This window comes from Paenibacillus antarcticus, assembly GCF_001637225.1.
Classification (GTDB): domain Bacteria; phylum Bacillota; class Bacilli; order Paenibacillales; family Paenibacillaceae; genus Paenibacillus_AQ; species Paenibacillus_AQ antarcticus.
In genome coordinates, this window is record NZ_LVJI01000018.1 from 255,088 (window position 1) to 281,878 (window position 26,791).

The 26,791-nt window shown below is 42.0% G+C and carries 29 protein-coding genes; 2 read left to right on the plus strand and 27 right to left on the minus strand.

The features are described 5' to 3' along the window. Positions 1 to 65: 65 nt before the first annotated feature. The 24 genes from PBAT_RS14430 to PBAT_RS14545 all read right to left on the minus strand — a co-directional run bounded on the left by PBAT_RS14430 (position 66) and on the right by PBAT_RS14545 (position 21,780). Positions 66 to 710 carry a ribonuclease HII gene (locus PBAT_RS14430; RefSeq protein ID WP_338045635.1) on the minus strand — a complete coding sequence of 215 codons (645 nt, stop codon included), beginning with the start codon at positions 708 to 710 and terminating at the stop codon, positions 66 to 68. A gap of 129 nt (positions 711 to 839) precedes the next feature. Then, positions 840 to 1,706, minus strand: coding sequence for a ribosome biogenesis GTPase YlqF (gene ylqF / locus PBAT_RS14435; RefSeq protein WP_068650657.1), 867 nt, complete (start codon positions 1,704 to 1,706; stop codon positions 840 to 842). Between the two features lie 50 nt (positions 1,707 to 1,756). Further along, on the minus strand, positions 1,757 to 2,383 hold the full coding sequence (gene lepB, locus PBAT_RS14440) for a signal peptidase I (RefSeq protein WP_068650727.1): 627 nt from the start codon (positions 2,381 to 2,383) through the stop codon (positions 1,757 to 1,759). A 196-nt stretch (positions 2,384 to 2,579) separates the two neighbouring features. Beyond that, complete coding sequence (gene rplS, locus PBAT_RS14445; protein WP_068580439.1) at positions 2,580 to 2,924, minus strand: 50S ribosomal protein L19; 345 nt, start codon at positions 2,922 to 2,924, stop codon at positions 2,580 to 2,582. Positions 2,925 to 3,244: 320 nt separating this feature from the next. Then, positions 3,245 to 4,600 carry a dipeptidase gene (locus PBAT_RS14450; protein ID WP_068650658.1) on the minus strand — a complete coding sequence of 452 codons (1,356 nt, stop codon included), beginning with the start codon at positions 4,598 to 4,600 and terminating at the stop codon, positions 3,245 to 3,247. Between the two features lie 28 nt (positions 4,601 to 4,628). Beyond that, positions 4,629 to 5,366, minus strand: coding sequence for a tRNA (guanosine(37)-N1)-methyltransferase TrmD (trmD, locus tag PBAT_RS14455; RefSeq protein WP_068650659.1), 738 nt, complete (start codon positions 5,364 to 5,366; stop codon positions 4,629 to 4,631). After that, positions 5,367 to 5,891, minus strand: coding sequence for a ribosome maturation factor RimM (gene rimM, locus PBAT_RS14460; RefSeq protein ID WP_068650660.1), 525 nt, complete (start codon positions 5,889 to 5,891; stop codon positions 5,367 to 5,369). Positions 5,892 to 6,009: 118 nt separating this feature from the next. Then, positions 6,010 to 6,240, minus strand: coding sequence for a KH domain-containing protein (locus tag PBAT_RS14465; protein WP_068531806.1), 231 nt, complete (start codon positions 6,238 to 6,240; stop codon positions 6,010 to 6,012). Between the two features lie 22 nt (positions 6,241 to 6,262). Continuing rightward, positions 6,263 to 6,535: a 30S ribosomal protein S16 gene (gene rpsP / locus PBAT_RS14470; protein WP_068580449.1), complete on the minus strand. Its 273-nt coding sequence runs from the start codon at positions 6,533 to 6,535 to the stop codon at positions 6,263 to 6,265. Positions 6,536 to 6,576: 41 nt separating this feature from the next. After that, positions 6,577 to 7,959, minus strand: coding sequence for a signal recognition particle protein (ffh, locus tag PBAT_RS14475; RefSeq protein WP_068650661.1), 1,383 nt, complete (start codon positions 7,957 to 7,959; stop codon positions 6,577 to 6,579). A gap of 20 nt (positions 7,960 to 7,979) precedes the next feature. Then, complete coding sequence (locus PBAT_RS14480; protein WP_068650662.1) at positions 7,980 to 8,336, minus strand: putative DNA-binding protein; 357 nt, start codon at positions 8,334 to 8,336, stop codon at positions 7,980 to 7,982. 142 nt (positions 8,337 to 8,478) lie between these two features. Next, positions 8,479 to 9,123: a PAQR family membrane homeostasis protein TrhA gene (gene trhA, locus PBAT_RS14485; RefSeq protein WP_068650728.1), complete on the minus strand. Its 645-nt coding sequence runs from the start codon at positions 9,121 to 9,123 to the stop codon at positions 8,479 to 8,481. Positions 9,124 to 9,264: 141 nt separating this feature from the next. Further along, positions 9,265 to 10,275 (minus strand): signal recognition particle-docking protein FtsY, encoded by a 1,011-nt coding sequence (gene ftsY / locus PBAT_RS14490; RefSeq protein ID WP_068650663.1) that lies wholly within the window; start codon positions 10,273 to 10,275, stop codon positions 9,265 to 9,267. A 52-nt stretch (positions 10,276 to 10,327) separates the two neighbouring features. Continuing rightward, on the minus strand, positions 10,328 to 13,897 hold the full coding sequence (gene smc, locus PBAT_RS14495) for a chromosome segregation protein SMC (protein WP_068650664.1): 3,570 nt from the start codon (positions 13,895 to 13,897) through the stop codon (positions 10,328 to 10,330). A 157-nt stretch (positions 13,898 to 14,054) separates the two neighbouring features. Beyond that, positions 14,055 to 14,753 (minus strand): ribonuclease III, encoded by a 699-nt coding sequence (gene rnc / locus PBAT_RS14500; RefSeq protein WP_068580461.1) that lies wholly within the window; start codon positions 14,751 to 14,753, stop codon positions 14,055 to 14,057. A gap of 12 nt (positions 14,754 to 14,765) precedes the next feature. Next, positions 14,766 to 16,004 carry a beta-ketoacyl-ACP synthase II gene (gene fabF, locus PBAT_RS14505; RefSeq protein ID WP_149466313.1) on the minus strand — a complete coding sequence of 413 codons (1,239 nt, stop codon included), beginning with the start codon at positions 16,002 to 16,004 and terminating at the stop codon, positions 14,766 to 14,768. 126 nt (positions 16,005 to 16,130) lie between these two features. Next, positions 16,131 to 16,364 carry an acyl carrier protein gene (gene acpP, locus PBAT_RS14510; protein WP_044877691.1) on the minus strand — a complete coding sequence of 78 codons (234 nt, stop codon included), beginning with the start codon at positions 16,362 to 16,364 and terminating at the stop codon, positions 16,131 to 16,133. A 50-nt stretch (positions 16,365 to 16,414) separates the two neighbouring features. Continuing rightward, a complete protein-coding gene (fabG, locus tag PBAT_RS14515) occupies positions 16,415 to 17,164 on the minus strand; it encodes a 3-oxoacyl-[acyl-carrier-protein] reductase (RefSeq protein ID WP_068650666.1) in 750 nt (249 codons plus the stop codon). Positions 17,165 to 17,205: 41 nt separating this feature from the next. Then, a complete protein-coding gene (fabD, locus tag PBAT_RS14520; protein ID WP_068650667.1) occupies positions 17,206 to 18,138 on the minus strand; it encodes an ACP S-malonyltransferase in 933 nt (310 codons plus the stop codon). Between the two features lie 76 nt (positions 18,139 to 18,214). Next, positions 18,215 to 19,204 (minus strand): beta-ketoacyl-ACP synthase III, encoded by a 990-nt coding sequence (locus tag PBAT_RS14525; protein ID WP_149466312.1) that lies wholly within the window; start codon positions 19,202 to 19,204, stop codon positions 18,215 to 18,217. 8 nt (positions 19,205 to 19,212) lie between these two features. Continuing rightward, on the minus strand, positions 19,213 to 20,205 hold the full coding sequence (gene plsX / locus PBAT_RS14530; protein ID WP_068650669.1) for a phosphate acyltransferase PlsX: 993 nt from the start codon (positions 20,203 to 20,205) through the stop codon (positions 19,213 to 19,215). Continuing rightward, positions 20,189 to 20,794, minus strand: a complete 606-nt coding sequence (fapR, locus tag PBAT_RS14535; RefSeq protein ID WP_276326575.1) for a transcription factor FapR — start codon at positions 20,792 to 20,794, stop codon at positions 20,189 to 20,191. The genes plsX and fapR overlap by 17 nt, the downstream gene beginning before the upstream one ends. Before the next feature lie 242 nt (positions 20,795 to 21,036). Next, entirely contained in the window at positions 21,037 to 21,210 is a 174-nt protein-coding gene (rpmF, locus tag PBAT_RS14540) for a 50S ribosomal protein L32 (protein WP_068531780.1), read from the minus strand. 57 nt (positions 21,211 to 21,267) lie between these two features. Continuing rightward, positions 21,268 to 21,780 (minus strand): YceD family protein, encoded by a 513-nt coding sequence (locus PBAT_RS14545; RefSeq protein WP_068650671.1) that lies wholly within the window; start codon positions 21,778 to 21,780, stop codon positions 21,268 to 21,270. A gap of 201 nt (positions 21,781 to 21,981) precedes the next feature. Here PBAT_RS14545 and PBAT_RS14550 point away from each other — a divergent pair, with 201 nt between their 5' ends. After that, positions 21,982 to 23,217, plus strand: a complete 1,236-nt coding sequence (locus tag PBAT_RS14550) for a nucleotidyltransferase (protein WP_068650672.1) — start codon at positions 21,982 to 21,984, stop codon at positions 23,215 to 23,217. Here PBAT_RS14550 and PBAT_RS14555 read toward each other — a convergent pair. Then, positions 23,207 to 24,250, minus strand: coding sequence for a YlbL family protein (locus PBAT_RS14555; RefSeq protein WP_068650673.1), 1,044 nt, complete (start codon positions 24,248 to 24,250; stop codon positions 23,207 to 23,209). The two genes, PBAT_RS14550 and PBAT_RS14555, sit on opposite strands and share 11 nt — an antisense overlap. A gap of 131 nt (positions 24,251 to 24,381) precedes the next feature. On the opposite strand from PBAT_RS14555, the gene PBAT_RS14560 reads away from it, so the two are divergent. Then, positions 24,382 to 25,599 carry a nucleoside recognition domain-containing protein gene (locus PBAT_RS14560; protein ID WP_068650674.1) on the plus strand — a complete coding sequence of 406 codons (1,218 nt, stop codon included), beginning with the start codon at positions 24,382 to 24,384 and terminating at the stop codon, positions 25,597 to 25,599. On the opposite strand, the gene coaD is transcribed toward PBAT_RS14560, so the two are convergent. Together coaD and rsmD are read right to left on the minus strand one after the other, a co-directional pair. Beyond that, positions 25,580 to 26,089: a pantetheine-phosphate adenylyltransferase gene (gene coaD, locus PBAT_RS14565; RefSeq protein ID WP_068650675.1), complete on the minus strand. Its 510-nt coding sequence runs from the start codon at positions 26,087 to 26,089 to the stop codon at positions 25,580 to 25,582. The two genes, PBAT_RS14560 and coaD, sit on opposite strands and share 20 nt — an antisense overlap. Continuing rightward, positions 26,073 to 26,684, minus strand: coding sequence for a 16S rRNA (guanine(966)-N(2))-methyltransferase RsmD (gene rsmD / locus PBAT_RS14570; protein WP_068650676.1), 612 nt, complete (start codon positions 26,682 to 26,684; stop codon positions 26,073 to 26,075). The genes coaD and rsmD overlap by 17 nt, the downstream gene beginning before the upstream one ends. Between the last annotated feature and the right edge of the window lie 107 nt (positions 26,685 to 26,791).

The window sequence follows — 26,791 nt, forward strand, 5'->3', positions numbered from 1 at the left end:
CGTTTTCAAATCGCTCTTTCTCTTTTTATCGGCGCTAGACTCCATTCGCTTAAGCACTTCTTTTTTTAGAACAATGTCTGCTGCTCAGCTTCAAGATTTTTGAGGAAGCTACGACGATGCATCGGTGTTGCTCCCAAATCCGTTATTTGCGCTCTATGTAACTTCGTTGCATACCCTTTGTGTAAGGATATGCCGTATTCAGGATACATCGCTTCCCATGCACCTTCACACAATCGATCACGTGTAACCTTTGCAATAATAGAAGCTGCTGCGATGGATTGGCTGTTAGCATCCCCTTTAATAATAGATAGCTGAGGTACATCAGAATCTACCTTTTCTGCATCTACAAGTAGAAAGTTAGGTGCAACCGATAAGTCGTCTAGCGCTCTTTTCATAGCAAGTCTTGATGCCTGCTTGATATTAATCCGATCTATAGTAGCCGCATCCGCATATCCCACACTCACTGATATCGCCTGCTCCATGATGACATCATATAACGCATCACGTTTCTTCGCGCTTAATTTCTTAGAATCATTAACACCTTCTATAAGGAGACCTTGCGGAAGGATTACAGCAGCTGCTATCACATCACCAAATAGACATCCCCGTCCCACTTCATCTATACCTGCAATATGTTGATAGGATTGCTCCCAATAATATGCTTCATGTTTCAGCAAATCTACCACTTCTATATCACTCATTCTCTTCACACAATCCTTCCGTACATATCTTGCATCAATCTGTACATTTATTTCAGATCATCTTAACATATTCTCTTATCCTATATTTCAATAATAAAAAAACCACCGAAGAATCGGTGGCTTCAAACCTCTTATTTATTAATAAGGTGCTTCCATTGAGAAACGGCCTAATTTACCAGCCCGGAGCTCCCGCAGTAACGTCCCACAAGCTTTCTCCAAGTCAACTCTTCCGCCACTAATGATACAACCACGTCTACGACCAACCTCTTCCATAATCGCGATAATTTCATCAGGATTCTCGAAATCTGTTGGTTGATCACATTGAAGATCAAAACGTTCTTTGAATGGAGGCCAATAGTATTTCGCAAGATATTTGATCCCGAAAAAGGCTACATCCTCTGTATTGAGAGTTTCTGCCTTAATCGCTCCAGTTACCGCTAGCCGATAACCTACATTCATATCTTCGAACTTAGGCCACAGAATCCCTGGTGTATCCAGCAATTCCATTTCTTTGCTTACTTTAATCCATTGTTGACCTTTGGTCACACCAGGACGGTCACCCGTTAGGGCAACAGCCCGTCCAGCAAGCTTATTGATCAATGTGGATTTACCTACGTTTGGAATACCCACAATCAATGCGCGAATAGCTCTTGGATTCATACCTTTAGAAATTTGCTTGTCAATCTTAGCTTTCATCAGCAATTTAAGCTGCGTTGGAATTTCCTTCATACCCGTCCCAGTAGATGCATCCACAGGGAAAGCTATATGTCCTTCTCTTTTAAAATAAGCTAACCATTCTCTCGTCACTTCCGCATCCGCTAAATCCGCTTTATTCAAAATGATAAGCCGAGGTTTGTCCCCGAGAATCTCATCAATCATCGGATTGCGGCTTGAAAGTGGAAGACGAGCGTCAACCAACTCAATGACTGCATCAATCAGCTTTAATTGATCTTGAATTTGGCGGCGAGCTCTAGTCATATGACCAGGGAACCACTGAATCGTCACCGTCATCACCTCTTCTTCTTTACCACACTAATCCATAACCTTCATGGGGTTTAATGGTTGATCCATTCCATATCTTTCACTGGCCAGAAAATCACATCCGCGCGGCCTACAATATCACCAAGTGGAACATAGCCAATCATTCGACTATCCGTACTATCTGAACGGTTATCTCCCATCACAAAAATATGTCCTTCAGGCACTTTACCATCTGGGAAACTTTCGTTAGGGAAATCTTTATTGTTATAAGTCATGTTTTCTTTGTGTCTGTTGTCAATTTCATCTTGTATGTAGGGCTCTTTTATAGGTTCCCCGTTTACGTAAACGGTATCCCCTTCCACCTTAACTGTGTCTCCAGCGACGCCAATCACTCGCTTAATGAAATCCCTACCTTCGGAAGGAACATGGAAGACAATGACTTCGCCCTTCTCAGGCTTGCGAATATCATACAAAATTTCGTTCACTATTAGACGTTCTCCCGTATGAAAGTTAGGCTTCATAGAAGGTCCATCTACAATAAATGGTTTAAAAAGAAGCCAACGAATAAGCACAACTAGGATCACAGCGATCACAATGGCCTTAATCCATTCCACAATTTCATTATTTCCTTTTTTCGCTGGTTTATCATCATGCTCTTTTAATTCAGCTACATCTGGCTGAACTCCTAAGTCCTGCTGCATCATTCATCGCCCTCTCTGAACCTAATGAAATGCAAATGGATAAAGAATATAAACCCTTTTTTTTGGTATTTAAGAAAAGAAAAGCTCCTTAACGGAGCTTAATCACCTACTAAATATAGGCATCATTCATCCATATGCCCTATTTATCCTAAAACGAAAGGGACTTGAAATCAAGCCCCTTAACGTTGTCCGCTTTTTAACGGCGAATTTCTTTAATTCTTGCTGCTTTACCGCGTAGATCACGAAGATAGAAGAGTTTAGCACGACGCACTTTACCGCGACGAGTCACTTCAATACTCTCGAGTTTAGGCGAGTTAAGCGGAAAAGTTCTTTCCACACCAACACCGTAAGAGATTTTACGTACTGTAAAAGTCTCACCGATTCCGCCGCCACGACGCTGAATTACAACACCTTCGAACAATTGGACGCGCTCACGTGTTCCCTCGATAACTTTTACATTTACTTTCAAAGTATCTCCAGGGCGAAAGTTTGGCAAATCTGTGCGAAGTTGATCTTGAGTAATCGCTTGTAGGATATTCATTTTAGAATTCCCTCCTTCCATACAGGCGTTCTTGCCTCTTCCAAAGAAATGATATTCTCCTTCATTATCGACAGAGGACCACCGTATTCATACACAACAGGAGTAATTATAACATAGGTCTCTATCTGCTTGCAAGAAATTTTGCATTCTAGCAATATAGTAAAATTTAACATAGGTTCTTATTAAATTCTTATAAACTCACACGAGCTTCTTTAACAAATGGTGGATAGACTAAAATAAATACTACATAAGAAAGCCACCAAAGATCGATGTTAAAAACACATCAGATCCCGGTGGCTTTTACAATTCTGTATTTGCTCTTAAACTTGTTTCAGGAACTCCACAATCGTGAGAAGTCCTTTATCAAAGTTATCTAAATTGAAGTGTTCATTCGGTGCATGTAGGTTCTCATCGGGTAACCCAAAGCCCATCAATACGACTGGCACATGTAATAAGCGACCAAATGTTTCGACAATTGGGATAGAGCCCCCGTCTTTAGTAAACACCGGACGAACACCATATACTTGATTAAATGCATCCGCTGCCTTCTGAAGCATAGGTGAAGATGTATCCATCGTAAACGGATTTCCCTTTTCACGTTGAACAACCGATACTTTAGCTCCAACAGGGACATTCGCATGAATATGACGTTCAATTTTATTCAATATATCTTGTGGATCCTGATGCCCTACAAGACGACAGGTAATCTTAGCATGTGCTTCTCTTGGAATTACAGTCTTTGATCCTTCACCTTGGAATCCACCATATACCCCGTTTAATTCAAGTGTTGGACGAGCTCCGGTTCTTTCAACGAAGGAGTATCCTTCCTCTCCGTAAAGCGTATCCAGACCCAAATCCTGCTGTAATTTCTTCTCATCGATCGCTTGTTTCACGAATTCCGCTCTCATTTCAGGAGAAAGTTCAGGTACATCCGCATAGAACCCTTCAACACTCACTTGACCTTTATCATCGTGTAGTGTAGATAGTAGAGAAACAATCGCATGGAGTGCGTTAGGAACGCCTCCACCAAAAGTACCCGAATGAAGATCTGTATTCGCTGTCGTGATTTGAACATCTAGCGAGCAAAGTCCACGTAGTCCAACACATATCGCTGGCTTACCTTTTTCAAGCAAAGACGTATCAGAGATTAAGACTACATCGGCTGACAATGCCTCACGATGTTCTTCTAAGAATGTAGGTAGGTTCGGGCTCGTTACTTCCTCTTCACCTTCGATACAGAATTTAATATTTACAGGAAGCTCCTTCTCTTGCTTCAGAAGCGCTTCAACGGCTTTAATATGTAGAAATACTTGACCTTTATCATCCGTTGCTCCACGAGCATAGATCTTATCTTCACGAATAGTCGGTTCAAATGGAGGCGTCTCCCACAGATGAAGGGGGTCAACTGGCTGTACATCATAATGTCCATATACGAGCACAGTAGGCTTACCTGGGGCGTGCAAATGATCCGCACACACAATAGGATGTCCTTTCGTTTGATGAACGGTTACGTTCTCTAAACCTGCCTTAGATAATGAATCCGCTAACCAATCAGCTGCACGTAATACATCTGACTTGTGTTCAGATAGTGCTGAGATACTCGGAATGGATAACCATTCTTTTAACTCATTCAAATGTTGTTCTCTTAGATTTTCAAAATAGACTTTAAAATCCATCTTGTTCCTCCCCTTCCATTCTCATCTTCTATTGCTCCTGGTTACGAAGTTCTCGTAGATACTTCTTATCTTGAACCGTAAGTTCAAGCTTATCCAATAGGTCTGGACGACGAGTAAACGTACGCTTCAGTGCTTGTTGTCTACGCCACACATCGATATTAGCATGATGACCGCTAAGCAGTATATCTGGTACTTTCCAACCTCGGAATTCAGCAGGTCGTGTATAATGCGGATACTCAAGTAGCCCCGTACTAAATGAATCTGTCACCGCTGACATCTGATTACCTAATACACCCGGCAATAACCTTACGACAGAATCAATAACAGTCATTGCAGGTATCTCACCACCCGTAAGAACATAGTCCCCGACGGACAATTCGTCTGTGACTAGATGCTCACGAATTCGTTCATCATAACCTTCATAGTGTCCACATATAAAGATGAGATGTTCTTCTTTGGATAATTCTTCGGCTTTTTTCTGTGTGAATGTTTCTCCCTGTGGACACATCAGTATCACACGTGGAGGATTGATGCTAGATGTCTTGACATGTTCTACAGCAGCAAAAATAGGCTCCGGCTTCAACACCATACCACCGCCACCACCATAAGGCGTATCATCGACAGTGTGATGTTTACTTAAAGAAAAGTCTCTGAAATTAATCGCATTCAAAGACACAATTCCCTTATCATTCGCCTTGCCTAAAATACTACTCTCGAACACCCCTGTGAACATCTCAGGAAACAAGGTAAGCACATCTACCTTCATTTATAACAATCCTTCCATGAGGTAAATCTTAACCTTCTTGTTACTAACATCTACATCTAATACGACATCATCAATCACCGGAATTAGAATGTCCGAACCTGAGACAGGTTTAACCACCCATATGTCATTTGCACCCGTGGACATAATTTCAGTAATAACACCAAGTGGCTTATCTTCATTATCATCCGTAAATACATTACATCCAATAATATCGTGATAATAATACTCGTTGTCGGGTAGTTCAACAAGATCATCCTGAGATACTTTGAGCGTACTACCTTTATACTTCTCGACCTGATTAATATTCGTGAAGCCTTCTAATTTTACAATATAGGTATTCTTATGGAAACGTGCAGACTCTACAGTAATCCAAAATGACGGCGTTCCGTCTCCAGGAATCAAGTATAAACGCTTTCCTTTAGCAAAACGTTCTTCTGGAAAATCCGTAATCGCTAACACTTTAATTTCACCCTTAATGCCGTGTGTATTCACCAATTTACCAACTGTTAATAATTGTTCCGACATATTCTCCTCCTAAAAAAGCGCTTATTCGCGCAAAATACTTTTGTCCATGCAAGTATTATGTCTTCAGCATGTACGAAAAAGGGCTAGGAAATTCATCCTAACCCACTTTCGTAAATCTTTAAGATATAATATCCACGGTTACTCGTTTGTCCATTTTGACTGCTGCAGATGTGACAACCGTGCGTAATGCTTTGGCGATCCTACCCTGTTTACCAATAACCTTGCCCACATCATCAGGATGAATGGACAGTTCATAGACAACAAGATGATCCTTCTCCACCGTCTTCACGGTCACATCTTCAGGATGATCCACCAAAGCCTTAGCAATAACACTAACTAATTCTTCCATAGATACCCCTCACCATCAGTCATTATTTCTGTAACTTAAGTTCATGGAATTTCTTCATAACGCCTGCTTTACTAAGCAAGTTACGAACTGTATCGGATGCTTGTGCACCTGTTTGAAGCCATGCCAAAGCTTTATCTTCATCAATTTTAACTACTGCCGGTGATTCAATCGGATTGTAGTAACCAATTTCTTCGATAAAACGACCATCACGCGGGGAACGGGAATCCGAAACCACGATACGGTAGAACGGCGCTTTATGGGCACCAATGCGTTTAAGACGAATACGTACTGCCACAAAATTCACCTCCTTCAATAAATAATAGTAGTATTAGTATTTTAACGGAAAGGAAACTTCATGCCGCCTTTTCCTGCTAATCCTTTAAGCTGTTTCATTGCTTTTCCTTTAGGACCTTTAGGTCCCATCATATCTGAGAATTGTTTCATCATCCGACGCATTTCGTCAAACTGTTTGATGAGACGGTTCACTTCGGCAATATTTGTTCCACTGCCTGTTGCAATCCGCTTGCGTCGTTTGTGGTCAATCATCTCAGGATGTTGCTTTTCTTGCTTCGTCATGGAGTAGACAATGGCTTCAATACGACCCATTTGCTTATCGTCCACTTTAAGATCTTTCGCTTGTTTCATCTTTCCCATACCAGGAATCATGTCCATAATCTGATCAAGCGGTCCAAGCTTCTTCACTTGATCCATTTGCTCCAGGAAATCGTCGAACGTAAACTCTGCATTACGCATCTTACGTTCCATTTCTTTCGCTTTCTCGACATCGATATTGGACTGTGCCTTCTCGATCAGAGAGAGCATATCGCCCATCCCTAGAATTCTTGAAGCCATCCGTTCTGGATGGAAAGGCTCCAAAGCATCGATCTTCTCACCAAGCGCAGCAAATTTAATCGGGCAACCCGTTACTGCTTTGACTGAAAGTGCGGCACCACCTCGTGTGTCACCATCTAACTTGGTGAGTACAACACCAGTGAGTGTAAGCTGTGTATTGAAGTTGTCAGCAACATTGACTGCATCTTGCCCTGTCATAGCATCAACTACAAGCAATACTTCATCCGGATTAACTTCCGTATGAATCTGACGTAATTCCTCCATCAGCTCTTCATCAATATGAAGACGACCAGCGGTATCTACAATCAGGTAATCATTTCCGTTATCCTTAGCATGCTGCAAACCTTGCTTAGCAATTTCAACCGGACTAACCTTGTCCCCAAGTGAGAACACAGGAACTTTAATCTGTTCTCCCAACACTTCCAACTGCTTAATCGCAGCAGGACGATAAATATCCGCAGCGACAAGTAACGGACGACTATTCTGCTTCTGAAGCAGTTTAGCTAATTTGGCAGACGTTGTTGTCTTACCGGCACCTTGAAGACCGACCATCATAATAACAGTAGGACCTTTATTGGCCTTGGCAAGCTTAGCCTGACTTCCACCCATAAGCTCAGTCAATTCCTTATTGACGATGTCAATAATAATCATGCCTGGAGTGAAGCTGTCCATTACTTCTTTCCCAATAGACTTCTCTTTAACTTTGGCAACGAATTCCTTGACTACTTTGAAATTAACGTCCGCTTCCAATAGGGCAAGACGCACTTCACGCATCGCTTCGTTTACATCGTCCTCAGATACTTTACCTTTACCACGAAGTTTACTAAATACGTTCTGCAACCTGCCTGTTAATCCTTCAAATGCCATTCGTTGCCACCCCCCTGCTACTATTCATATACCTGCAAACGATCTAATATTGAGATCAGCTTTTCCTTATCTTCTGTTGAAACATCTACTGTCGTAAGTTCATGTCTTAATTGCTCTATTTCGTGGTTACGTCGTTCATACTTTTGTAAAAGACTCAATTTCTCTTCATACATAGCAAGTACTTGTTCCGCACGTTTAATGTGTTCATAGACAGCTTGCCGACTGATTTCGAATTCTGCGGCAATTTCCCCAAGGGAAAAATCATCATGAAAATAATATTTAAGGAATGTCTGCTGCTTCTCAGTTAGCAGGTGTTCATAGAAATCAAACAACCGATTAATTCGATTTGTTTTCTCTAACCTATCATCCTGACTCATTAAGGGCACTCCCTTCGTCAAGGAAAAACACTTTACACTCAACAAAACTAATATTACATAAAATAAAGAGAGATGTCAAGCAAATATCCTTGTCATCTCCCTTGGGTAATTTTCCTAGCTTTAATTCGTGATTCTACATTCATTAATTAGGTAGCAAATAAAGAAAAACGGAGAAGAAATGGAGTACACTACCTGCCAATACGAACAAATGCCATATGGCGTGATGGTAAGGAAACCCTCTCCAGACGTAGAATACTGTTCCAAGTGTGTACATGATTCCACCAAGTGCAAGAAGCAGCATGCCTCCGTCTGGTACAACCGCCGTTAATGGAACCCAAGCAATCACAATCATCCAGCCCATTATAATATAGAAGATCGTGGACATAAATAGAAATCTTTTCACAAAATAAGCTTTAAAGACACAACCTAAAATAGCAAAACCCCAAACAACACCGAATAAAGACCAGCCAAGAGGTCCACGAATAGCAACCAGTAAAAAGGGAGTATAGGAACCCGCTATATAAAGATAAATAGATGAATGGTCAAAGAATTCGAATAGATCCTTTGTTTTGCCTTCCTTGAAACTATGAACCAATGTGGAATTTAGATATAAAATAAGCATCGTCGTTCCATAGATTGTAAAGCTTACAATATGCCACGGAGTTCCTTTGATAGTAGCAAACACGATGAGTAATACAAGGGCCGCCACACTAAGAACTGCTCCAATACCATGAGTAATCGCATTTGCCACTTCCTCACGACGGGTGTAGATGTGCGTATTCGCCATATTTAAAAGTCCTTTCAATTTAAAACTTCTTGTTCCACATTATACACCTCTTAAATTAAGAAGTAACGTATCAAACTTTGTATATTTAAAAAAGGCATCTGCAGAACTGAGCCTCTGCAGATGCCTAACCATGAAATAAGACTACTCCTCTGAAATGGAGGTTTCTTCTGCATCCTCTTCTTCTTGAATCAACCCTGCGAATAATGCATGAACGAATTGCTCTGAATCAAAAGGCTGTAAGTCATCCAATTTCTCACCCAGACCTACTAATTTCACCGGAATGTTCATTTCCTGACGAATAGCCACAACAATTCCACCTTTGGCTGTTCCATCTAACTTCGTAAGAACAAGACCTGTCACGCCACTCTTTTCTCCAAAGAGCTTAGCTTGACTTAAGGCATTCTGTCCTGTTGTAGCATCCAATACCATCAACACTTCATGCGGTGCACCTGGAATTTCACGTTGAATAACACGGAATATCTTGTTCAGCTCTTCCATCAAATTGGATTTATTCTGTAAGCGTCCCGCTGTATCACAGATAAGAACATCCACTTGACGTTGTTTCGCTGCTTGAACAGCATCAAACATGACAGCTGCCGGATCTGAACCTGCCTGCTGTTTAATCACTTCTACTCCAGCGCGTTGTCCCCACACTTCAAGTTGCTCGATTGCTCCCGCGCGGAATGTATCTCCAGCTGCTAATAGCACCTTTTTACCTTCTTGTTTAAATCGGTGTGCCATTTTACCAATCGTAGTTGTTTTCCCTACGCCGTTTACACCTACAAATAGAATAACGGTTATACCATCCTCATTCATATTTAGGGAGTTATCATCATCACCACGTAGTAACCCCATCAATTTTTGTGACAAAATCGGCTGTAACTCCAAAGCATTCTCAATTTTCTGCTTCTTCACTTCAACTCGCAATTCCTCAATTAAGGTCATAACCGTGTTAACTCCAACGTCTGCACCGATCAGAATTTCTTCCAGTTCTTCATAGAACTCTTCATCTATTTTCTTACGACGAATCATAAGATCAGAGACTTTCTCTACAAGTCCCTTACGTGTTTTCTCTAGACCATCACGAAATTGCTTCGTGACAGCTTCTGTTTTACTCGAAATACTTTCTTTCAGCTTTTTAAAGAAACTCATATGCTTCCTCCATCTCTTTATCTTCAATACAAACTATCTAGTATGTTGTATGTTAAGCAATTTCCGCTTCTTCATTCTCCAACTTAACTGAAACTAACTTAGATACGCCGCCCTCTTCCATGGTAACTCCATAAAGCACATCCGCTTCTTCCATCGTTCCTTTACGGTGAGTAACGACAATGAACTGCGTCTGTTCAGAGAATTCACGTAGATATTGAGCAAACCGAACGACATTAGCTTCATCAAGCGCAGCTTCTACTTCATCCAACACGCAGAATGGTACCGGCTTTACTTGCAGAATAGCAAATAAGAGCGCCATGGCGGTCAAAGCACGTTCCCCGCCAGAAAGAAGTTGTAGATTCTGTAGCTTTTTGCCTGGTGGTTGAGCAACGATATCAATTCCTGTATCCAACATATTATCAGGGTCAATGAGAACGAGATCTGCTCTACCTCCCCCGAATAACTTCATAAATACAGTCCCAAACTCGCGACGAATAGCATCAAAGGTCGTTTTGAATCGCTTTGACATTTCGTCATCCATTTCACGGATAACTTCATAAAGTGTCGTCTTAGCACCAATTAGATCTTCCTTCTGTTCATTCAAGAATTGGTAGCGCTCGTTGACTCGTTGGTATTCCTCAATCGCACCAAGGTTTACTTCACCCAGCGCTGATATGCTACGTTTCAGTTCCCTAACCTCGTTCTGAACCGCAAGCACATCTTCAGGAATTGGATACCGCTGTTTGGCCAATTCGTAACTAAGCTCATAATCTTCACTCAGTTTCTTGAGGATATTGTCCAGTTCAACGTCCAGTCGATTCACACCAATCTCGGTCTGACGAAGTTGTTCATCTACGGTACGAAGCTGAGTCCGTTGCTCCTTGGTTTCGTTCTCCTGTAGTTCCAGCTTCTTAGACAGTTGCATACGTGTTGCTCTCTTGAAATCAAGTTGTTGAGAAGACTCTTCCTTCTTCAGCTTGTACTGGTTCAAATTATCAATTTGCCCAAGCGCTTCGTTAGCATTCGTAAGTAGATCGGCTTCAATGGAAGCTAACAAGTTCTTCGTCTGACGCAAATCCCGATCCTGTGAATTGAAATCAGTCTGCAATCGACGGAGTTGCTCTTCGAGAGAGAAACATTCCTGATCCAACTTACCTTCTTTTACTTTCAGCTGTGTTAACTGATTGAGGAGTTCGTCTTTTGCTGATTCACTCGCTTTACGAGAAAATTCAGCTGCTTGAAGTGCCATATGCGAAGATTTCTCTTGTTCTTCTAATTCAGCCAACTTCTTCACAGCATGTTCCCGACTAAGTTCAAGTCCTTTGTTCTCTTCTGTAAATCCATTCTTCTCTTGACCCGTCATTTCAACCTGTTCCAACACATGTCGTAATTCGTGTTGAAGCTGCTTCAAATCTCCTGCAGCTTGTTGCTCTTCAATCCGTTTATCGTCACCTGCTTGTCGAAGTTCATCAAGCTTCGTCTGAGTCTGTGTGAGTTGTGTCTTGAGTTGTTTAATACTCTCTTGAAGTTTTATCAACTGTTTCTCCGTGTCCACAATCTCTTGATCCAAGACATCCAGTTGACGTTTGCGGCTAAGTAAACTGTTATTTTTCTTATGTTGACTACCACCGGTCATTGAACCGCCCGCATTAACGATATCACCTTCAAGTGTGACTACGCGATATCTATATTGGCATTTGGAGGCTATTTTATTGGCGTCTTCTAACGATTCCGCAATAATAACATTGCCCAGTAGACTTCCAATTACAGGAGCATAGGTTGCATTGTACTGCACTAATTCCGCTCCTATACCTACAAATCCGCTAGCCCCTTCAATGACAGAACGATCACTTGACGAGATATTTCTTGCCCGCATAACATCCAAAGGCAAGAAAGTTGCTCGTCCAAGTTGACGTTGTTTAAGAAAAGCAATGGCTTGACGAGACACAGATTCATTATCCATAACAATATGCTGTAGCGATGCACCCATGGCCGTCTCCATAGCTAATTCTAACTTCTCCGGTACGGTAATAAGTTCCGCTACAGCTCCGTGTACACCACTTAGCACAGATTTACGGGAAGCTTTGAGCACTTCTTTAACACCCAACATAAATCCATCGAAATCGTCTTGCATTTCCTTCATCGTATCACGCCGGGAAGTTAGTGCTTCACGTTTTTGTTCCCATTTACGAAGGGTACCTTGACTTTCTTCTAACAGTTTCTGCACGGATTGATACCGTTCACTCTCGGTAATATATCCTCCACGCAATTCTCTGATTTCATTAGCAAAATTCTCAATAGAAGTATCCAAAGAATGCTTTCGCTGTAACAACTCTTCTTTCTGACTTTCCCATTTACCTGTCTCTTCTTCAGCACGGTTCATTCGACGAGACAGTGTTTCCTTCTGCTGATCTGCATAACGGATTTCATTACGAGCCTGCGCCATTTCATTCATAAGTTCAAGAAGAGAGCTCTTCAGGGTTTCTTCCTGTTGCTGGCTAATGCCACCCGTGACGCCAACCAACTTCGCTTCTTCTCCAGATAAATGATGACGTAACTCCTTAAGTTCTTCCTGTAATGCCTCGAGCTTATTCTTTGTAAGGGACAATTCGGTCTTTCGATCCTCGACCCGCTCATCTCCTGTATTTAACGTCGCAGCTAACTGCTCTTTGTGCCCCTCAAGATTTCGCTTCCGTTCCCTGAGTACTTCACCATAACCTTCACTCTTCTCATAAGCTTCGCTATACTGAAGCAATTCATCTTGTAACAACTCTACATCTTGTTCCAGCTTACGAAGTATAGATCGATCGCTTTCAAGCATCGCATCATGAGCAGATACAACAGTAGATAGTTCAAGTTGTTGCTCCTGTAAACCAGCAAGCTTACGTGTAGCTTCAGTCCAGTGTGTATGAATTTGTTCTATTTGATGAACATACATTGAAATCTCTTTACTTTTCAACTGTTCACGAAGCTGTTTGAAGTGTACGGCTTTCTCTGATTGATCCTTTAATGGACCAATCTGGACCTCCAATTCACTCACTAAATCGTGAATACGCAACAAATTTTGTTCCGTATCATCTAGTTTGCGCATGGCATCCTTTTTACGAGATTTATATTTTACGATCCCTGAGGCTTCTTCAAATATGCCCCTACGATCCTCTGAACGAGTGCTTAGAATTTCTTCTATACGTCCTTGTCCGATAATCGAGTACGCTTCTTTACCAATCCCCGTATCCATAAACAATTCGGTAATGTCCTTCAGACGACAAGATTGTTTATTAATCAAATACTCACTGTCCCCATTGCGATGTACCCGGCGTGTTACCGTTACTTCATTGAAGTCCAGCGGAAGTACGTGATCCTCATTATCCAAAGTCAGTGAGACCTCACCAAAATTAACAGCTTTACGTGCGTCACTGCCGGCAAATATAATATCTTCCATCTTGCCGCCACGTAGTGATTTAGCACTCTGCTCTCCTAACACCCATCGTATACCGTCGGAAATATTACTCTTACCGCTGCCGTTAGGACCGACCACAGCCGTTATTCCTCTAACGAATTCCATCTCCGTTTTATCGGCAAAAGATTTGAAACCTGCTAATTCAATCCGTTTCAAAAACATATTCCCCAAATCACCTCTAAGCCTAATAATACCACAACTTCTTCAAGTGAAAACACTAATTAAAAGAGCAAAAAGCAGTCAATGGGCTAATAACACGATCCATCTTACGTGACTGCTCTTTGCTCTTAGTTTATGAAATGAGCTAACTTTCAAATCCTTAGGATTTGGCTAGCTTCAAATGACCGAGTGCAACTGAAGCAGCTTGCTGCTCGGCTTCTTTCTTAGATCGACCAGTACCTCTTCCGATATGTTCATTTCCCATGAAAACTTCAGAAACAAATTCACGTTCATGTGCTGGCCCTCGTTCTTCAACGATCCGATATTCTAACAGCCCCATGTTATGGTGTTGTGTTAATTCTTGTAGTTCCGTCTTATAGTCGCTCATTTGGAGCTTCCCATTCTCAGAAACCTGCGGAAATACATATCGCTCTAAGAATGAGCGAGCCGCTTCAATTCCTTGATCCAGATATAAAGCACCAATAAAGGCTTCAAATACATCCGCAAGTAACGCAGGACGAGTACGCCCTCCTGTTAATTCCTCACCTTTACCTAACAATACATATTGTCCAAAGCTTAATGCTTCCGCAAACTTAACCAGAGAAGGCTCACATACAATAGCTGCACGCAGTTTTGTAAGTTCCCCTTCAGGTTTAGTTGGAAAAAGACTGTACAAGAATTCAGATACCGTAAGTTCAAGCACTGCATCCCCTAAAAATTCTAGGCGTTCATTATCATGATACTGACTGAAACGGTGTTCATTTACGTAAGATGCGTGAGTAAAGGCCTGCTTCAAAAGAAGCTTATTGTGGAATTGGACATGAAGTTGCTGCTGTAAATGCTTCAGATCACCGCTCAACAAACTGTCCCCTTAAACATCATATTTTTTCAAAATAATCGAAGCGTTGTGTCCACCAAATCCAAAGGAATTGGACATCACAACATTCAAATCTGCTTTACGTGCAATATTTGGAACATAATCCAAATCACATTCCACGTCAGGCTCGTCCAAATTAATCGTAGGAGGAATGATCTGATTCTGCAATGAAAGAGCACATATAACAGCTTCTACACCACCAGCAGCACCAAGTAAATGACCTGTCATGGATTTCGTAGAACTAACGGCTACTTTATAAGCATGATCTCCTAAAGCCATCTTAATAGCTTTAGTCTCGGATTTGTCACCTACACCTGTTGATGTTCCATGAGCGTTGATGTAATCAACGTCTTCAGGACTAATTCCTGCAGTTCTTAAGGCCATCTTCATACAACGAGCAGGACCATCAGGATCAGGATCCGTCATATGGTGAGCATCTGCACTCAGACCATATCCAATGACTTCAGCGATAATATTCGCACCGCGCTTCTGTGCATGTTCCAACGATTCCAAGACAAGTACGCCAGCCCCTTCACCCATGACGAATCCATCACGATTTGTATCAAAAGGACGACTTGCTTTCTCAGGCTCATCATTACGTGTAGACATCGCACGCATAGCACAGAATCCCGCTACGCCCGTGGGGCGTATAGTTGCTTCCGCTCCGCCACAGATCATTACATCGGCTTCACCACTCTGAATCCATCTGAAAGAGTCACCAATAGCATGTGAACCAGAAGCACAAGCAGAGACAGAAGCCGAATTAGGACCCTTAGCTCCCAAGAGAATAGATAAGTGTCCTGAGGCCATGTTAGCAATCATCATCGGAATGAAAAATGGGCTTACCCGTTTAGGACCCTTCTGTAACAGAATATTATGCTGATCTTCCCATGTACCAAGACCACCAATTCCAGAACCAATAATTACACCAACACGCTCTGGATCGGAATCTTTAGAAATATCTAGACCACTATTCTGCAAAGCCATCATGCCAGCTGCTGCTGCAAACTGAACGAATCGATCCATCTTGCGCATCTCTTTGCGGTCAATGTACTCTTCAGCATCGAAATCTTTCACCGAAGCTGCAATTCTGGTATTGTACTCACTCACATCAAAGGACTCAATCTGTGAAACACCAGATTTGCCAGCTACCAGGTTACTCCATAAACTATCTAAATCTTTGCCAAGGGAAGTCACAACACCCATCCCGGTTATCACTACTCTATGATTCAACGCATTCACCTCTATAATAGACTGGATATGCATAATTTTCTAAACTAACGCTCTAAAGAAGAGTTTGTCCCCAAATATATGGAGAAGTCCCGCCTAAAAGCAGAACGGGACTTACCAATGAATTATTTAGGTGTGAGATTGTATGTAATTCACAACTTCTCCCACGCTTGTAATTTTCTCTGCATCTTCATCAGAAATTTCAATATCAAACTCATCTTCCAATTCCATTACCAATTCAACAACGTCAAGAGAATCAGCACCAAGATCATCTTTAAAAGATGATTCTAATGTAACCTCCGCTTCGTCAGCACCTAAGCGATCGACGACGATGCGTTTTACACGTTCCAATACATCGGACATCCGGTTCACCTCCTCCTCATTGGTATTATACGAGAATTTTTTTCAAAATGCTACATCACCATTCCGCCATCCACATGTAATGTCTGGCCTGTCATGTAGGACGCGCTGTCAGAAGCCAAGAAAGCAACCACTTTGGCGACCTCTTCTGGCTCCCCTAGGCGTGCTAGTGGGATATCAGCTACAAGCTTGCTCCGCAAGTCTTCTGATAACTCCTTGGTCATATCTGTATCAATAAAACCAGGAGCTACACAGTTAACGGTAATCCCTCGCGAAGCAAGCTCACGAGCAGATGATTTAGTAAGACCAATCACACCTGCTTTTGCTGCAACATAATTGGCTTGACCTGCATTGCCAAGAACACCTACAACGGATGAAATATTAATGATCCTTCCATAGCGTTGCTTCATCATCGGACGGGTAACTGCCTTTAAACAGTTAAACACACCTTTGAGGTTCGTTTCAATAACAGAATCAAATTCTTCCTCTTTCATGCGCATAATTAGATTATCTCTAGTTATGCCTGCGTTATTCACAAGAATATCAATACGACCCAAGACGTTGATAGCTTCCTTAACCAAATTCTCAGCTTCTTCAGTCTTACCAACATTCGCTTTCAGCGCAACTGCTTCTACGCCTAACGCTTGAATCTCAGCAACAACTTCTTGTGCAGCTGTCTCATTTCCTGAATAATTGACAACCACATTTGCTCCTAACTCGGCTAAGTTTAGAGCAATACTACGCCCTATCCCACGAGAAGCTCCCGTTACAAGTGCAACTTGTCCGCTTAAAGGTTTGGACATCATAAATTCCTCCTTTCCCCAAATTCAATTGTATTCGTTTCTTAGGCTTCAATAAATGCCTTCTCGACACTTTCAAGACTATTGATGTTGATTAGCTTCACAGTCTTATCGATCTTCTTAATTAGACCTGTTAATACACTGCCCGGCCCAATCTCAACAAAAGTATCTACCCCTTGTCCGATAAGATAATTAATACTATCTTCCCAAAGAACAGGTGAATACACTTGTTGGACTAGAAGGTTACGAAGGGTTTCCCCAGCGTTAACTGTCTGTGCAGTTACGTTAGCTACAACAGAAATCTTAGGTTCCTGAAAAGATACGGAGTTCAGTTCAACTTCAAGCTGTTCAGCCGCTGACTTCATCATCGAAGAATGAAAAGGACCGCTGACTTCAAGCGAGATCGCTCTTTTGCCACCCGCTTCCTTCACACGCTCACTGACCGCAGCAACACCCAATTGTGAGCCTGAAATGACAATTTGTCCGGGACAATTGATGTTAGCTAATTCAACGATATGTCCGCTCTTGCTTACGTCAACACACAATTGTGATAGGGCTTCACGGTCAGCTCCTAACACCGCCGCCATAGCACCTTGCCCACCAGGAACAGCCTTCTCCATAAAGTTACCACGAGCTCTCACGATGGCTATGGCATCCTCAAATGTTAGAACCCCAGCAGCCACAAGAGCACTATATTCACCCAAACTGTGCCCTGCAACATAATCTGCTTGAATCCCTCTAACACGTAATGCTTCTAAATAGGCAATACTTGTAGCCAATAAAGCAGGTTGCGTATTAAAAGTTTGTTTCAACTCAGCATCCGGACCTTCAAAAATCATAGTAGATAATTCAAAGCCTAATACTTTATCCGCTGTTTCAAAGATCTCTCGAGAAGTAGGAAGGGCATCATAAATATCTTTTCCCATTCCCACAGACTGAGCTCCTTGTCCCGGAAACACAAATGCCAATTTCCCCATGGTCCATCTCCTTAGACAACAAACTTTTAATTATATATTGTTAAATATTAATGTCTATACATAATTCAATCATTTCTTACCAGACAAGTACACAAGCTCCCCAAGTCAATCCGCCACCGAAGCCAACCATCAAGATCGTGTCGCCTTCTTTCATTCGATTCTGCTCAGCTGCTTCGACAAGAGCAAGCGGAATTGAAGCTGCTGATGTATTTGCATATTTATCTACGTTAATGATGCATTTCTCTGGTGGTAAATCTAAACGATTCATCGCCGATTGAATAATACGAATATTAGCTTGATGAGGCACGAAGAGGTCAATATCTTCCTTCGTCTTACCAGCCTTAGTTAATACGGCTTCCGTAGCCGAACCCATTACTCTTACTGCGAATTTAAATACTTCGCGACCATTCATATAGATGAAATGATTCTTATCTTGAATCGTTTCCGGTGATGACGGTAGGCGCGATCCCCCACCTGCAAGATTTAGCAATGGACCACCTGAGCCTTCGGCTCCCAAATCAAAGGACTGAAAGCCCCGTCCCTCTGGCACTTCACCAATTACAACTGCACCCGCTCCATCGCCGAACAATACGCAGGTATTACGATCCGTATAATCGGTAATTCGAGATAAGCAATCAGCACCAATAATAAGTGCATTATTATACATACCCGTCTTAATAAAGTTCGTCGCTGTTGCTAAGCTATATACAAATCCAGAACATGCAGCAGATAAATCAAATGCAGCTGCATTCTTAGCACCTAATTTATCTTGAAGAATACAAGCTGTGGATGGAAAGAACGTATCTGGTGTTACCGTAGCCACGATGATCAGATCAATTTGATCTGCTGTCATCCCGGCGGATTCCAAAGCCTTTATAGCCGCTTCATAAGCAAGATCAGATGTGGCTTGCTCAGGTGCAGCAATGTGCCGCTCTTTAATTCCGGTCCGGCTAACTATCCATTCGTCATTCGTGTCTACCATTTTCTCCAAATCGCTATTCGTCAAAATCTTCTCAGGAACATATTTACCTGTCCCTATTATACCTACTGCCCGTAATCCATTCATGACGTCACTCACTTCCCGCTGATTTCCTTAGATATACTCGGTACCAATTCATTCTCAAGGGCAATTCTAGTCTGTTTCACTGCATTCTTAATGGCATTACCATCAGATGAACCGTGGCTTTTCATAACTAGACTACTCAATCCAAGCAGAGGAGCAGCTCCAGATTCAGAATAATCTAATTTCTTCTTCAGTCCTTTTAACTGTGGCATCAGTAAAGCTGCGCCCATCTTACTTTTAAATGTTTGACTGAACTGCTCTTTCAGTAAGCTAAACATGGCTCCAGCTGTACCTTCAATGCTCTTCAACAATATATTGCCGGCAAACCCATCACATACGAGCACATCACAGTTACTTGTCATGACATCGCGTGCTTCTACATTACCCACAAAGTGAATTGGCATCTCCTGCAAAAGGGGAAAAGCCTCCTTCGTCAGCTCATTACCTTTACCTGGCTCTACACCAACATTTAACAGCCCTACACGCGGCTTCGCAATTCCCTGCACCTTCTGACGGTACAAGCTACCCATCAAACCAAACTGTGCTAAGTGTTGTGGCTTAGAATCCATGTTAGCTCCAAGATCTAGGGCAATTACCCCGACATCATCTAACGTAGGAATCATAGCAGCAAGCGCCGGTCGTTCTATTCCATCTATTCGACCAACAACGAGTAATCCCGTGGTCATAAGTGCGCCCGTATTTCCTGCGGAAATCATAGCATCCGCTCTACCTTCTTTCAACATCCGTCCCGCAACAACCATAGATGCATCTTTTTTACGACGTACAGCTTTTACCGGTTCATCATTAGAATGGATCACTTCACTCGCATGCAAGATACTAAAGTTAGAAGGAATTTCCCTCCCGTTTAACAGGGGTTCGATTTGAGCTTGGTCCCCCACGAGTATAATCTCTATATCATTCCATTCAACGGCTGCTGCCAGCGCCCCATCTATATTAGATTGAGGAGCATGGTCTCCACCCATAGCATCAATGGCGATCCTCATGCTGCATTCCTCCCTCGGTGTTCTCTTCAACCGTAGACCTGTAAATGAGGAAATTGCCTTGGAAGACCATTTCTTCACCCACATAGGTAAACACTTCAACCTTCGCTTTACCCTTTTGTCCAGCCATATCTCTGACATAAGCTTTAGCTATACATTTCTCTCCCAAATGAACGGAACGGAGGAATCGAATATCTGACGAAGCTGTCAGTGCAATCTCATCATTAATGACGGCAACTGCTAACGAGTTCGCTTGTCCAAACACATAATGTCCACGCGCTATGTGGGTGCGTGAGAATACATGCTCTTCTCGAATTTCGAATATGGAGATGCCGCTCTTGTCTAATTGCAAATCCACAATTTCCCCCATGACTTCATTTAACGGTAAAGAGCGAACTTGATCATGCGAATGTTCCGCCATCTGCTTCATCCGTTCGCGAAGTTCAGGTATGCCTAGTTCCATCCGATCTAAACGAACGGTCTGGATACTAACCTTCAATTCCCGTGTTAGTTCACGATCCGTGACAAACGGATTCTGCTCGATCAACTCCATCAATTGCCGATGGCGCATCTTCTTAGGTAATCGTTCGATGACGGTACACCTCCTTACATCATATGTACAACTTTATAGTTACATTTAAATTTATTTTAGAATTGAGAATCATAGAAAACATCATCAATCATCTTAGAACCAGGTACTAATATGTAGTATAAATCATGCCGTCTCAAAAAGAAAGTCCCTCTATCACAATCAATGATTAAACAAGTATAAACTCACTTTGATATAAAAAAAAAATAGTACCTCACCTAGATGAAGTACTACTTGTTTGTTGATTACTGCGAAATAATTTCTCTTGATTTGTACGTTCCACAAACTTTACATACGTGGTGAGCAAGCTTCAATTCTCCGCATTGTTCACATTTCACCATACCCGGCACTGTCAATTTAAAATGAGTACGACGCTTATCACGACGTGTTTTGGACGTTCTTCTTTGAGGTACTGCCATGTTCATCCACCTCCTTATTTCAATCAACTCGTTATTAACGAGAGGAATGTTACATCACTATTCAAAAAAATCCTTCAGTACTGCAAGCCGTGGATCGACTACTTTCGTGTCGCAGTTGCAAGTACTTACATTCAAGTCTGATCCGCATTTCTGGCAAAGTCCTTTACAGGAAGCCTTGCAATACGAAATCTGGGGTAGGTACAGCAGAAAAGCTTCTTCCACAAATGGGATAAGATCCACCACATCATCATAGACGAATATGGTATCGCTATCTTCATCCTGAATCTCTTCAGACTGCTTCTTCACCAACTTGAACTCTTCGTGAAACGGAATGTACAATTGCTTAGGAACTTCTGTCAAACAGCGTGAACACGCCATATCAACTTGTCCAGTAAGCTTGCCTTGAACCTCAACCGTGTCATCGCCCGCATAAGTTACTTCTAAATCAGCATGAACCAATTCTGAAGCAAGAATGTCTGCGCGACCTTTAATCGCACGATCTACATTTACTTGTTCATGAAAATGTAGGGGTCCATCTAACTTTACAATTTTGCGAAATTCAAATTGCATTCTTATCACTCCAAACAAACAAAAATTATTATACCGAGATATGCGTAGGTTTGTCAACTATAATCACATTACATACCGTTATTCTTTCTGGAACTGATGATAATTATGATATATTTTTAAAGAACTCTATAATCAAGAAATGGATTCTAAGTCATTATAAAAACACGATCAATAATTTTACCAAAGGAGTTGAGTTCTGAAATGGGTACTGTTGTAGGCATTATTGTAGAATACAATCCCTTACATAACGGTCATGTTCATCATTATAACAGAGCCAAGGAGATTTCGGGAGCAGAACATTCGATTGCTATCTTAAGTGGACCTTTTTTGCAACGTGGTGAACCGGCATTATTAAGTAAATATGCTCGTGCAGAGATGGCCCTTGCGATGGGTGTAGACCTTGTTATCGAGTTACCCATCCATTATGCCGTTCAGCCTGCGGAATGGTTCGCATACGGTGCTGTATCCTTACTAGAAGCCACTGGCATTGTCGATTACCTCTGTTTCGGTACAGAGAGTGGATCTCTTCTTCACTTACTTCCCCTAGCGAAGCAACTTGCCAACGAGAATAATAAGATGAAACAGGAACTTAACCGATTATTAGACCAAGGTATGAATTACCCAACTGCCTATAGTGCAGCAGCTAGCATTCTATCAACTGACATTGAAGAGAAAGAGGAAGTTCGTCAACTTCTGCTACAACCTAATCACACACTAGCTCTTCATTACCTTATCGCTCTTGAACGTTTAGGAAGCTCCATTGTTCCCTTAACCATTCCTAGAGAGAATGCTGGATACCATGACATAACGCCCACTGAATCAGCCATAGCTAGTGCTACCGCTGTTCGGAAGCTTATCTTGGAAGATGATATTGAAGCAGCCGCTCCTTATGTCCCGCCTTACACGCTTCATATTATGCGACGTGAATTCACAGCTGGTCGTGGACCTCTTCATTGGGAGTCATTCAGACAGCCTCTAATGCATTTATTAATGACGCATACGACATCCGAGTTGTCTAAGTTACATGAGGTCACCGAAGGCTTAGAACACCGTATAAAGAAGATTCTACCGACTCTCTCCTATGCTACAGTTACAGAATTACTACACAGCTTAAAAACAAAACGCTACACCCATACTAAATTACAACGTATGCTTGCCCATATCTTACTTCACCATTCGAAGGAAGAAATGTCTCCCACACAATTATCAGATGGTCCAGGATATTTGCGTATTCTTGGCTTTAACCATCATGGACAAAATCTTCTCAAACGAATGAAAAAGACTGCTTCATTACCGGTTGTTGTGAAAGCTACTACTCTTAATCATGATCATCTTGAGCGAGATTTACAGGCGGCCACTGCGTACGCTAATGCCTACAGTCAACCACATACAAGGGATATGTACAGAGATTATTATGAGCCACCGATCAGGATGTAGTCTGAACTTTCTCCATATACTTCAAAGCGTCTTCCAATGTTGTCACAGGAATAAGCTTAATTTTCGTTCCAATCTCATCAGCTTTGGCTTTGGCCTCATCATAGTTGTCTTTTGGAACGAAAAATAACTGCGCTTTCTCCCGGTCTGCTGCAACAATTTTGTGTTTGACTCCACCTATAGGTCCTACCGTTCCATCAGCAGCAATCGTACCTGTGCCTGCAACACGGTAGCCTTTCGTTAGATCACCAGGTGTCAATTGATTATATATCTCCATCGTGAACATAAGTCCTGCTGAAGGTCCACCGACCTTAGTACTTACAAATTCAACCTGCTTCTTCGGGTCTTTCGCCGTTACCTTCTGCATCGTGCCAATCATAATTCCAAGCCCAGGTCGAGTGGTGTTCGTCTCACTATCTTTAATAGATACTAAGGGTACCTTTTCTACTATTACATGACCCGCTCTCTCTAACTTTACAGATACAATATCTCCTACTTTCTTACTCTTTAGAAGGGTGGCCAGATCAACCGTATCCAAGATTGGATCCGAATCCAGTGCCATTACTTTATCGCCTGGTTGAAAATACTGGCTATTACTTCCATCTTTTGGAGTTGAGAATACAAAGAGATATTCCGTTAGTATTTGGTAGGGGATGCGGGCTTCCTCGTATGCTGCTTCTACAGCAGAAGATTGTGAATCGCTCATATAAAATAATTGTTCTGCTGCATATTCAGCCTTACTCTTATCACCTAGTCTAGACTGTTTCTTATCCACCTCAGCATTCGGATTAAAAGAAGATAACGCCAACAGTGCGATGTTAGCGTAACTTGCTGATACGGTTGTCATCATGAAGGTCCCACGTTCCGTGGTATCCCCTTCTTTCACCATGATCATTGGCTTCACTTCTTCTGCACTACCTGGCTGATAAATAATATATGGAGTTGGCATATACACCACAACATAACAAAGAAGGGCGACCATAAAAATATACCTAAACACCCGTATTGTTTGTGATTTATTGTTGATTATCTTCATGTTCTTCCCTCCTCCTTTGCATCTTCTAAGTTCAAAAAGCTGGTCTTATGTCCCTCCGTGACGCATAAATTGGGTAATACATAGCTTGTTTCATGTTGGTTCTACTATGTTTACTCAAATGAGGTGATTCCATGTTCGGTCGTAGTAAATATTTATTCAGAGCTCCTACAATAACCTTAATGTTAGGCATTCTTTCATTCCTACTCGTCGTCGGCATCGTTAGCTCCCCCGAGCAAACCTTTCGAGTATCATTAGAGGGATTGACCATGTGGTGGCATATTGTTTTCCCCTCACTGCTTCCCTTTCTCGTACTATCTGAAATCCTTATAGCCTATGGATGGGCTCATGGCATTGGCGTACTGCTGGAACCACTTATGCGAAAAGTATTTGGCCTACCCGGAGTAAGTGGATGGGTATTAACGATGGGGATGACGACAGGTTTCCCAGGAGGAGCACATTCCACATTGCAATTAGTCGAAAAAGGAGATCTCACGCCTCGTGAAGCGGAACGAATATCATGGCTATCTCACTTCTGCAATCCGATGACAATCATTATTTTCATCGGAATTGGGCTATTCAACCAGCCTTCAGCAGGTTACTGGTTACTCGGCATCCACTGGATTTCTGGCATTCTTGCTTTTCTAACCTATACATTTCTTATAAAGATACTTAGAAAAACGGGAACAGACGCTGTGCTACTCGAAAGAGATATTCAAAGCCCTCGCATATCTTTGATACGAAAAGTATGGAGGGCTACTAACAAAGCTCACATTCGTGATGGACGAAGTTTCGGTAAACTTCTTGGTGAATCCGTAAGTCACGCCGTTCAGGCCCTGTTGGTCATTGGAGGATACATTATTATCTTGGCTGTCATCATTCATCTTGTTAGCTATTATATTGTTCCCGGAGTCCCTGCCTATTACATATCCGGTATATTCGAACTTCATTTGGGAGCAAAAGCTCTCAGCTCAGCGTCTACGCTTTCACCAGCCATCCAGTGGTCTTTGTTGTCAGCCATGCTTGGATGGAGCGGTCTATGTGCGTTGATCCAGTCCATCTCACCATTAATGAAAATTGGAATAAGACGAATGCCCTTTACTATGATTCGTTTGTTACATGGTGCTTATGCTTTTGGGATTACACTATTGATATGGAAACCACTGCATCTATTTGTCCTTCAAGCTGAACCAGCGTTCAGTTATTTACCTAATTACGTTAATCAACGGTCACTTAGTACCCACTTCTGGTCAGGCATACCTATCATGCTGGAATGGCAAGGATTCGTATTGATCGGTTTACTCCTGTTATCATTAATCAGCGTACTAGTTACTACTCGGAGATCACATTAAACTTGTGATGTAACGCTTGTCCCACTTCTGGAGATACCCATTCGGTCAAATCTCCATTATATTGAGCAATTTCCTTCACTAGACTGGAACTCAAATAGGAGTATTCAGGATTGGTCATCATGAAGATTGTCTCTGCATCAGGGTTCAATTTATGATTTGTTGAAGCTAGTTGTAGCTCATATTCAAAATCCGTGACTGTCCGTATACCACGAACAATAACATGTGCATCTTGTTCTTTCACATAATTAACTAGGAGTCCACGAAAACTGTCCACTTGTACGTTGGGTATGTCTGATGTCACCTGTCTCAAAAGATCTTTACGTTCATCAACTGAAAATAAGGCGTTCTTACTGACATTGTTCAACACAGCAACAATAAGAACGTCAAATTGTTTAGAAGCCCGTTGTATAATATCCATATGTCCCAGGGTTACCGGATCAAAACTTCCGGGATATACACCAATACGTGGAAAATTATTCTGTTGTTTCATGCTGATCCTCCTCGACCTGATGAACCTGTATTTCCTTCTTGTCTAACTCATACCGGTAAATCGTAATTCCACATTCCCCATATATTGCTTTACGAGTACAGGAGAAATGACCGAACTCATCCGGATACTCATATTTAGAGTCATGTTCTATCACGATGGTTGCGAGATCTTGAAGTAAAGATCTCTCATGCATTTGCTGTAATAATTCGTCAGCGTTCGTCATGCGGTATGGGGGATCCAAGAATACAGCATCCATCTGCACACTGCGTTTCGCAAGAACTTTAATCGCCCTTTCTGCCTCATTACGAAACACTTCTGCTTGACTCTCCAATCGCGTTGCTTTAAGATTCGCACGAATTGTCTCGATACTCTTAGGATCCATATCTATAAATATGGCATGTTCCATGCCACGGCTTAATGCTTCAATACCCAAACCGCCCGTTCCAGCAAATAAATCCAGTACGGTTCCCCCGTCGAAATAAGGACCTATCATGCTAAACACAGCTTCTTTAACTTTATCTGTCGTTGGTCTTGTCCCCGTTCCAGGAACACTCTTTAAGGGTCTCCCCTTTGCGCTTCCCGATACAACTCTCACGATCTCTATTCACCCATTCTATTTCAAAAGTTCAATGCTGCAATTAGCATTTTTATGACGATATCGTACCACACAATCCTATACTTTGAAAAACATACGACTCGAAA